The organism is Mycobacterium sp. 852002-50816_SCH5313054-b (assembly GCF_001667185.1).
In the GTDB taxonomy this organism is placed as follows: Bacteria; Actinomycetota; Actinomycetes; order Mycobacteriales; family Mycobacteriaceae; genus Mycobacterium.
Window position 1 is genome coordinate 1 of the sequence record NZ_LZIC01000091.1, and the last position, 9,167, is coordinate 9,167.

Below are 9,167 nucleotides of genomic sequence, written 5' to 3' on the forward strand. Positions count from 1 at the left end.
GTCGGCGGCGAACGAGGTGGCCTGCCCGGACGGGAGGTAGTGGGCCTGAAAATCGTTGACCCGGATGCAGATCGGGTGCAGCGAGGTGCCGTCGACGGTGTTGCCGGCGCGGAACGAGTCGAACGCGGCCGGCGAGGCCGAGCAGAAGCCGGGGCCGGCGTCGGCGATGACGATGACGTTGCCCTCGTAGCCGAAGAGCTTGCCGACGGCCACGGCGACCAGCAGGCCCAGCAACGAGAAGTGGAAGACGATGTTGCCGAACTCGCGCAGGTAGCCCTTTTCCGCCGAGACCTCGACCACTTCGCCTTCGTGCCGGATGGCCGTGCGCCAGCCGCGCAGCCGGCGGGCGATCGTGTTCGCCAGGGCGTTGAGGTCCGCCGGGTCGCCGGCGACCTCGGCGCTGGCGTGCCTGGGCAGCCGGGCCAGGTTGCGCGGGGCGGGCACGGGGGTGGCGCGCAGGCTGCGCGCGTGCTCGATCATGCGCGGGGTCAGGCAGCCGACCAGCGAGACGAACAGCAGCACGTAGATGGCGGTGAACCAGAAGCTGGAGAACACGTCGAAGGCCTGCAGCCGGTTCAGCCAGGGTCCGATCACGCGATGGGTGGCCAGGTACTCGTCGACCTTGCCGGCGTTGAGGCTGCGCTGCGGCAGCAGCGCGCCCGGTATGGCGCCGAGCGCGAGCAGGAACAGCAGCACCAGCGCGGTGCCCATCGAGGTCAGCGTGCGCCAGGTGTTGCGGGCCAACGCCAGAACTTGCCTCAAATCGGCAGCCTCACGTCGGACACGAACGCGTCGCGCAGCCAGGAGATGAAGTCGTTCCACACGCCGGTCACCAGCAGGGCGCCGACCGCGATCAGCAGCGCGCCGCCGAAGATCTGGATGGCCCGGGTGTGCCGTCGCAGCCAGCCCAGCGCCCCCACCGCCCCCGCCGAGCCGAACGCCAGCAGCACGAACGGGATGCCCAGCCCCAGGCAGTAGGCGATCACCAGCGCGACGCCGCGCGCCACGTTCGCACCGTCGGTGGCCGAGGCCACGGTGATCACCCCGGTCAGCGTCGGCCCCAGGCACGGGGTCCAGCCGAGCGCGAACACCGCGCCCAGTACCGGCGCCCCCGCGACCGTCGTCAGCTGCCGGGGGCTGAACCGGGCCTGGCGCTGCAGGGCCGGGATCAGGCCCACGAACACCAGCCCCATCACGATGGTCAGCACGCCCCCGGCCCGCTGGAGCGCCAACTGATTGGTGATCAGGGTGGTGGTCATGCCGAGCACCGCGACAGTGCCGAGCACGAACACCGTGGTGAACCCGGCGACGAACAACGCCGCCGACCCCGCCACCCGCCACCGGGCCGCCGGTGGGGCCTTGAGCGCGCCCGGGGGCGGCTGCTCGTCCACCCCGACGACCGCCGCCAGATAGGACAGGTAGCCGGGCACCAGCGGCACCACACACGGCGAGGCGAACGACACCAGCCCCGCCAGCAGACAGGCGCCCAGCGCCACCAGCAGCGGCCCGGCGGCGGCGAGGTGGGTGAAGCCGTTCACTCCTTGGCCACCCGTTGCACCACCGGCTGCAGGTCCGCGGCGAGCAGCTCGCGCAGGAACACCGCCGCGACCCGGTGCTGGCGGTCCAGCACCAGCGTGGACGGGATGACGGTGGTGGGGTACTTGCCGCCGAACGCGATCAGGGTGCGCATCGCCGGATCGTAGAGGGACGGGTAGCTCACGTGGTGGTCGTCGACGAAGTCCAGGGCCGCCTGGCGGTTGTTGTCGCGGACGTCGATGCCTAGGAAGGACACCCCGGCGGCCCGGGTGGCGTCATACACCTGCTGCAGCTGGCCGACCTCGGCCCGGCACGGCCCGCACCACTGCCCCCAGACGTTGATGACGACGACCTGCCCGGCGAAGTCGTCGAGCGATCGCGTGTGCGCCGGATCGGCCAGGTCCGGCCCCGACAGCGGCCCCGGGCGCCCGCGGCCGGCCGGCGGGTCGTAGTAGATGTCGGTCTTGCCGCCGGGCGAGACGAATTCGAAGGTGCCGCCCTGGGCCACGGCGTCGCGACCGGAGCAGCCGGCAAGAAGGGTCGTCAGCACGATCCCGGCCATCGCCAACCGCCAGCTGGTCATGGCACCGCGGGTTGGAAGTACTCGATGTCGACCAGCCGGTCGCCGTCATAGATCAGCGTGGTGATCGAGCACAACCCGCATTCCCGCTTCCGCGGGTCGTGCCAGAGCCGCCTGCCGCTCAGGTGCAGCCGCAGCGTCCACACCGGCAGTTGGTGGCTGACGCACACCGCCTCCTGGCCGGTGGCGCGGGCGCGCGCCTTGTCGACGGCGGTCGTCATCCGGCCCGCGATTTCGGCGTACGGCTCGCCCCACGAGGGGGTGAACGGGTTGCGCAGCTGCCACCAGAACCGCGGGTCGCGCCACGCGCCGTCGCCGGGCCCGACGCGGCGGCCCTCGAAGAAGTTGGCCGATTCGATCAGGTCAACATCGGTGTCGACGGTCAGGTCGTGCTTGGCGGCGATGGGTGCGGCGGTCTCCTGGGCCCGCTGCAGCGGGGAGGCGACGACGGCGACGATGTCGCGGCCCGCGAGCGCCTCGGCGACCGCGTCCGCCTGCGCCCTGCCCTTCTCGGACAGGTGGAATCCGGGCAGTCGCCCGTAGAGAACGCCGCTGGGGTTGTGCACCTCGCCGTGGCGCACCACGTGGACCCGGGTTTCCTCGGCCATCAGGGCTTGTCCTCCCGGACCGCCTGGGCGGCCCGGCGGGCCGCATCGGGCAGCGCCTCGGCGACCCGGTCGAATGCGGCGTCGTCCAGGGCGGTCGAGACGAACCACGCCTCGAAGGCGCTGCACGGCGGGTACACGCCCGCGTCCAGCAGGACGTGGAAGAAGGGTGGGTAGCGCCACGTCTGGCTCGCGCGCGCGGACGCGAAGTCGGTGACCGGCGTTTCGGAGAAGAACACGCTGAGCATGTTGCCGCCGCGTGGAATCTGATGTGGCACACCGGCTTTGGTGAGCACCTCGGACAGCAGGCCGGCCAGGCGGTCGGCGTTGGCGTCCAGCGCCGCGTAGGCGGCGTCGTCGGCGGCGCGCAGCGTGGCCAGCCCGGCGGCCATCGCCACCGGGTTACCCGACAACGTGCCGGCTTGATACACCGGCCCCAGCGGCGCCAGCCGCTCCATCACGTCGGCGCGCCCGCCGAACGCGGCGGCCGGCAGGCCGCCGCTCATCACCTTGCCGAACGTGAACAGGTCGGCGGCGACGGGATCGATTCCGTACCAACCACTCCGGCTGACGCGGAAGCCGGTCATCACCTCGTCGACGATGAGCAGCGCGCCGTGCTCGGCGGTGATCGCGCGCAGCGCCGCGTTGTAGCCCGGCGCGGGCGGGACGACGCCCATGTTGCCCGGGCTGGCTTCGGTGATCACCGCGGCGATCTGCTCGCCGGAGTTCGCGAACGTCTGGCGCACGGCCTCGATGTCGTTGTAGGGCAACACGATCGTGTCCGCCGCGGCCGCCCCGGTCACGCCGGGCGAGGAGGGCAGGCCCAGGGTGGCCACGCCGGAACCCGCGTCGGCGAGCAACGCGTCGACGTGGCCGTGGTAGCAGCCGGAGAACTTGACGATCTTGGCCCGGCCGGTGAATCCGCGGGCCAGCCGGACGGCGCTCATGGTGGCCTCGGTGCCGGAGTTGACCAGCCGGATCCGCTCGACCGGGGCGACCCGGCCGATGATCTCGGCGGCGAGCTCGCTTTCGGCCGGCGTCGGCGCCCCGAACGACAGGCCGGACGCGGCGGCCTTGGCGACGGCGCCGACGACGGCCGGGTGGGCGTGGCCCAGGATCATCGGCCCCCAGGAGCAGACCAGGTCGACGTAGCGGTTGCCGTCGGCGTCGGTGAGCCAGCACCCGCGCGCCTCGGTGATGAACCGCGGGGTGCCCCCCACCGCGGTGAACGCGCGCACCGGGGAGTTCACCCCGCCCGGAATGACCGCGCAGGCGTCCTCGAACAACTTCGCCGACGCCGCTGTGACCCCGGTCGCGGGCGGGGCGGGCGCGGTCGCCTGGTCACTGCTACCCATGCCGACCAGTGTCCCAGCCTCCGCGAATCGTTCAACTACAGGGTGTAGCAGAGGTGGTTGGCGGGCGTCCCGCTGGTCTGCTTCCTGCGCGCTTCTTCACCCGGTGAGACGGCCATCAGGCGACACCACGCCGGTTTCGCTCGATAAGCGGGGCGTCTTGAAGCCGGGCGGCCCGGACGCGTTGGATGGGAGACATGGAACTTCCACAGCGGCTCGCACGGTTCAATCGGCACGTCACCAATCCCGTCCAGCGGCTGTGGCCGGCTGGGCCCCGACGTTCTGCATCCTCGAACATGTCGGGCGGCGCTCGGGAAAGCCATACCGCACACCGGTAACCGTGTTCAGCGCCGAGGTCGACGGCAAGCCCGGGGTGGCGATCCTGCTGACCTACGGCCCGGACCGCGACTGGCTGAAGAACCTCACCGCGGCCGGGGGCGGGCGGATGCGCCGCTACGGCAAGAGCTTCGGCGTCACCGACCCGCGGGTGGTCGGCAAGGCCGACGCGGCGGCCCACGTCACACGCGGATGGCGGCCGATCTTCGCGCGGCTGCCCTTCGAGCAAGCCGTGTTGCTCAGCAAGACCGACTGACCCGGCGTCGAGCCCGGGCGACGAAGTAGAGCCCGATCACCACCGCCCAGGACAGCAGGGAAAGCCACAGCTGGCTGCGCGCGGAGCGGTCGAACGCCATCTGCACGAGCACGGCGGTGATTGCGGCGAGGGTGAGGATCGACAGCACCGGGAAGAACCACATCTTGACCCGCAGCGTTTCCTCGGGGGTGCGCCTGCGCAGGACGATCTGCGAGAGCGCGATCAACCAATAGACGAACAAGATGACCGCGCCCGACGAGTTGAGCAGGAAGAGGAACACGGAGCCGGGCGCGACCCACGCCATGACGACGCAACCGAAACCGACCGCCGACGAGCACAGGATGGCCAGGTGGGGGACCCCGCGCCGGCTGAGCGTGACCAGCCGCGCCGGGGCCTCGCGCCGGTCGGCGAGAACGAAGAGCATGCGCGACGCCGTGTACAGGCCCGAGTTCAGACAGGACAACACCGCCGTGAGCACCACGGCATTCATCACCTGATCCGCCCCGCGCAGGCCCATCTGCTTGAGCGCGGCGACGTACGGCGAGGCGCCGAGTTCGACCGAATTCCAGGGCTGGATCACCACCAGCAGAAACACCGAACCGACGAAGAAGATCCCGATGCGCGCGACGACCGACCTCGTCGCGCGCTGGACGGCGAGTTCGGGATCGCGGCTTTCGGCGGCGGCGACCGTGACGATCTCCGCGCCGACCATGGAGAAGATCACCACGACGATGGCCGCGAAGACCGCCCCGACGCCCTTCGGGAAGAAGCCACCGTGCGACGTGAGGTTGGAGAAATCCGCGTGATGGCCGGGCCACAGGCCCAGCGCGAACAGCGAGCCGACAACGAGAAAGACGGCGATGGTGGCGACTTTGATTCCGGCGAACCAGAATTCGAATTCGCCGAAGGACGACACCGAGAACAGGTTCGTCGCGGTCATCAGCACCATCAGGCACAGCGAGAGCAGCCACAGCGGCGCATGGAACCAGTAGCCCAGGACCTTCCCGCCGGCGACCGCCTCGAACCCGACCACGATCACCCAGAAGTACCAATACAGCCAGGCGACCGAAAATCCCGCCCAGCCGCCCAGGGCCCGCGCCGCGTAGTCGGCGAATGACCCCGTCGACGGGTTGGCGGCCGCCATTTCGCCGAGCATCCGCATCACCAACACGATCAGCAGGCCGCACAGCGTGTACGTCAGGAACGCGGCGGGGCCCGTGTCTTTGATCACCACACCGGAGCCGACGAACAGGCCGGCGCCGATCACCCCGCCGAGGGCGATCATGCTGAGCTGTCGCTGCGACAGTCCTTGGCGCAGTTGGGTGGTGCCGGCCATTGGTAAGTCCTCCCGGCGCCCTGGCGTCCCAGTCAGTCCAGACGGGTGGCCACCACGGACCACACCGGAAGGTGCACCCGATGGTCTTCCAGCAGCGGGTCGATCACGCTCATCCGGTGCACCAGTGGCCGCATGCGATGCAGGATCTCACCCTGCTGCTCGGACGCCATCTTCTTCATGGCTTCGAAGGTCTCCGGGAGCAGGCGGGCCTGATAGGTGGCGACGCCCAGGTACTCGATGCGCCATCCGCTGTCACCGAGCACCCGCTCGAAGTTGTCGGCCGGCACCGCCGTCCATTGCAGGCCGTTGACGTTGTGCGGGCTGAACTCGAACATGTACAGCCGCGCCCCGGGCGTGGTCGCGCGGTGCAGTGCCTGCGCATACCGCATCTGGGTGGCCCCGTCGTTCAAGAACACGTGATAAAACGCGCTGTCCACCACGGTGTCGAAGCGGCCTTCGAACCCCTCCAGCCTGGTGGCGTCGGCCACCTGGAAATTGACGTGCACTCCGGCCCGTTCGGCGTTGCGTTTGGCGAGCTCGATGGCAGAGAGGGAATCATCGATCCCGGTGGCCGAATACCCTTGCGCTGCATAGTGAATCGCGTGATAGCCGGGGCCGGTACCCGGGTCGAGCACCTCGCCGCGGATCCCACCGTAGGCCACCAACTGCTGGACCGCCGGCTGTGGGCCACCGATGTCCCAGGGAATCCGCCCGTCGGTATTTTCCGCCTCGCCGTACAACGGCTCGAAACCGGCAACGTTGGCGTCAGTCATTGACTCAGCCTAGCCAGGAACGCGGTTGTCCACCCGGAAGTCGGCTCAAAGATGCAGGTCGCTGTCGCGGATTCCCGGTGAACGTCCGGCGCGGCGGGGGCCGCGGCCGGCAGCGTCGACGGCTAGTGCGCGGACGCCATCGCGAACGGCGTCGCCGGCGCCGGTTGCGTTTGGCGGTTGGGGTGCTGCCACAACCCTTTTCGCTCAAGCAGCGGCAGCACGCCCTCACCGAACCAGTAGGCCTCCTCCAGGTGCGGATAGCCCGACAGGATGAAGTGGCTGATGCCCAGCCGCGAATACTCGACCAGCCGCTCGGCCACCTCGGCGTGCGAGCCGACCAGCGCGGTGCCCGCACCGCCGCGCACCAGGCCAACCCCGGCCCACAGGCTGGGGCCGACCACGAGCCGGGCGCGGTCGCCGCCGTGCAACTTGAGCATGCGGCGCTGGCCCTCCGATTCGCTGCGCGCCAGGCCGGCCTGCACCCGCTCGACGTCGGCCGGGTCGACGGCCGCGAGCAACCGGTCGGCCTCGGCCCAGGCCTGCTCGGAGGTGTCGCGGCTGATCACGTGAATCCGCAAGCCGTACTGCAGGATTCGCCCGGCGTCCACGGCCAGCCCGCGAACCCAGTCGAGTTTCTTGGCGACGTCGGACGGCGGCTCACCCCAGGTGAGGTAGACGTCGGAGTAGTTGGCCGCGACCGGACCGGCGGCCGCCGACGAACCGCCGAAGAACACCGCGGGGGTCGGGTCGGGCGGGTTGTTCAGCTGCGCGCCCTCGATGCGGAGGTGGTCCCCGGCGAACGTCACCGGCTCGCGCGACGTCCACAGCTGCCGCACCACATGCAGGAACTCGGCGGTGCGGGCGTACCGCGACTCCTTGTCCAGGAAATCCCCGTAGGCCCGTTGCTCGTGCGGCTCGCCACCGGTGACGACGTTGAGCAGCAGCCGCCCGCCCGAGTGCCGCTGGAAAGTCCCGGCCAGCTGCGCGGCCAGGGTGGGGCTGAGCAACCCGGGCCGGAACGCGACGAGGAACTTCAGCGTTTCGGTACCCTCGATCAGCATCGCAGTCGTCAACCACGCGTCCTCACACCACAATCCGGTCGGTGTGAGCACCGCCTCGAAGCCGTTGTCTTCGGCGGCCGCGCAAATCTGGTGCAGGTAGCGCAAACTCGCCGGCCGGTCGCCACGCATCGCGGTGCCGTGCCCGCCCGCCACCAGGTTGCGCGAATCCCCGTACGTCGGCAAAAACCAATGAAACGCCAGGCTCATCCAACCTCCCCTTCCGCCAAACCTGCATCGTCCGGGAGATCGGCGGGGCGCGCGAGGGTTGAAACCGTCGAGATTGCATCCCGGCCGTTCGGCGCCGAAGGTCACCTCTTCGTGACCGAGAGGTCACGCCAGATCACACAATGCTTCCAATACGGCGTGGCTCGGCAGGTGACACGCGCTCAGCACGGCATCATTGCGATCATGCCTGACCTGACACGCCGGGCGGTGCTCCGGATGGGTGCCGGTGCCAGCCTGGGAGCCGCTGGCGTGTTTGCGTTAAGCGCCCTGCTGGACCCGATCACGACGCACGCGGCCCCCGCGCCGTTCGAGCCGTCGGCCGCCGGCAGCACCCTGCCGAACAGGCTGACCGGATCCTTCGTGTCCGCGGCGCGCGGCGGCGTCAAGACCAACTGGGTGATCGCCCTGCCTCCGGGGCAGAAGGCCGAAGCCGGGGCGCTGCGCCCGGTGATCGCGCTGCACGGCAAGGACGGCGACGCGAACATGATGCTCGACTGCGGCGTCGAAAAGGCCCTGGCCCAATTGGTCAAGGAGGGCAAGCCGCCGTTCGCGGTGGTGGGCGTCGACGGGGGTGCCAACAGCTACTGGCACCGCAGGGCCTCGGGCGAGGACCCCGGCGCGATGGTGCTCGAGGAGCTGTTGCCCCTGCTGTCGTCGATGGGTTTCGACACCACCCGGGTGGGCTTTTTGGGGTGGTCGATGGGCGGCTACGGGGCGCTGCGCCTGGGTGCCAAGCTGGGCCCGTCGCGCACGGCCGGGATCTGCGCGATCAGCCCGGCGCTGTACACCTCCTTCACGGGCAGCGAGCAGGGGGCGTTCGACAGCTACGACGACTGGGTGCAGAACAGCGTCGTGGGCCTGCCGGCGCTCAACGCGATTCCGCTGCGCGTGGACTGCGGCACCTTCGATCGTTTCTATTTCGCCACAAGGCAATTCGTCAGCCAACTGAAGACCCAGCCGGCGGGCAGCTTCTCGCTGGGCGGACACGACATCGGCTACTGGCGAACGCAGTTGCCCGGCGAACTGGCCTGGATGGCGACCTAGCCCACGCAGATGACAGTCCGGGAGGAAGAAATCGCCAGCGGCCCACGTCGAGTGGAGCGGCCG

9 protein-coding genes and 1 pseudogene are annotated in these 9,167 nt (G+C 70.0%); 2 read left to right on the top strand and 8 right to left on the bottom strand.

The genetic code is table 11. The features are described 5' to 3' along the window. The 5 genes from A5787_RS18320 to hemL form a co-directional block, all read right to left on the bottom strand. Window positions 1-711, bottom strand: a 711-nt coding sequence (locus A5787_RS18320; protein ID WP_197507247.1) for a cytochrome c biogenesis protein ResB, incomplete at its 3' end; no start/stop codon positions are given. A 47-nt stretch (window positions 712-758) separates the two neighbouring features. Next, on the bottom strand, window positions 759-1,538 hold the full coding sequence (locus tag A5787_RS18325; RefSeq protein ID WP_066969522.1) for a cytochrome c biogenesis CcdA family protein: 780 nt from the start codon (window positions 1,536-1,538) through the stop codon (window positions 759-761). Continuing rightward, complete coding sequence (locus A5787_RS18330; protein ID WP_066969524.1) at window positions 1,535-2,119, bottom strand: TlpA disulfide reductase family protein; 585 nt, start codon at window positions 2,117-2,119, stop codon at window positions 1,535-1,537. Before A5787_RS18330 ends, A5787_RS18325 begins: the two co-directional genes overlap by 4 nt. Further along, a complete protein-coding gene (locus tag A5787_RS18335; RefSeq protein WP_066969526.1) occupies window positions 2,116-2,724 on the bottom strand; it encodes a histidine phosphatase family protein in 609 nt (202 codons plus the stop codon). Before A5787_RS18335 ends, A5787_RS18330 begins: the two co-directional genes overlap by 4 nt. Beyond that, window positions 2,724-4,076 (bottom strand): glutamate-1-semialdehyde 2,1-aminomutase, encoded by a 1,353-nt coding sequence (gene hemL / locus A5787_RS18340; RefSeq protein WP_066969528.1) that lies wholly within the window; start codon window positions 4,074-4,076, stop codon window positions 2,724-2,726. Before hemL ends, A5787_RS18335 begins: the two co-directional genes overlap by 1 nt. 194 nt (window positions 4,077-4,270) lie before the next feature. Here hemL and A5787_RS18345 point away from each other — a divergent pair. After that, window positions 4,271-4,665: pseudogene (locus A5787_RS18345) on the top strand (nitroreductase family deazaflavin-dependent oxidoreductase). Here the strand turns inward: A5787_RS18345 and A5787_RS18350 are convergent. From A5787_RS18350 to A5787_RS18360, 3 genes are all read right to left on the bottom strand, one after another. Further along, window positions 4,649-6,001, bottom strand: coding sequence for an amino acid permease (locus tag A5787_RS18350; protein ID WP_066969530.1), 1,353 nt, complete (start codon window positions 5,999-6,001; stop codon window positions 4,649-4,651). The pseudogene A5787_RS18345 and the gene A5787_RS18350 sit on opposite strands and share 17 nt — an antisense overlap. Window positions 6,002-6,033: 32 nt before the next feature. Continuing rightward, window positions 6,034-6,774, bottom strand: coding sequence for a class I SAM-dependent methyltransferase (locus A5787_RS18355; protein WP_082977305.1), 741 nt, complete (start codon window positions 6,772-6,774; stop codon window positions 6,034-6,036). A gap of 122 nt (window positions 6,775-6,896) precedes the next feature. Further along, window positions 6,897-8,042, bottom strand: a complete 1,146-nt coding sequence (locus A5787_RS18360; RefSeq protein WP_066969532.1) for an LLM class flavin-dependent oxidoreductase — start codon at window positions 8,040-8,042, stop codon at window positions 6,897-6,899. Window positions 8,043-8,243: 201 nt separating this feature from the next. On the opposite strand from A5787_RS18360, the gene A5787_RS18365 reads away from it, so the two are divergent. After that, window positions 8,244-9,104, top strand: coding sequence for an alpha/beta hydrolase family protein (locus tag A5787_RS18365; protein WP_197507245.1), 861 nt, complete (start codon window positions 8,244-8,246; stop codon window positions 9,102-9,104). Window positions 9,105-9,167 lie beyond the last annotated feature (63 nt).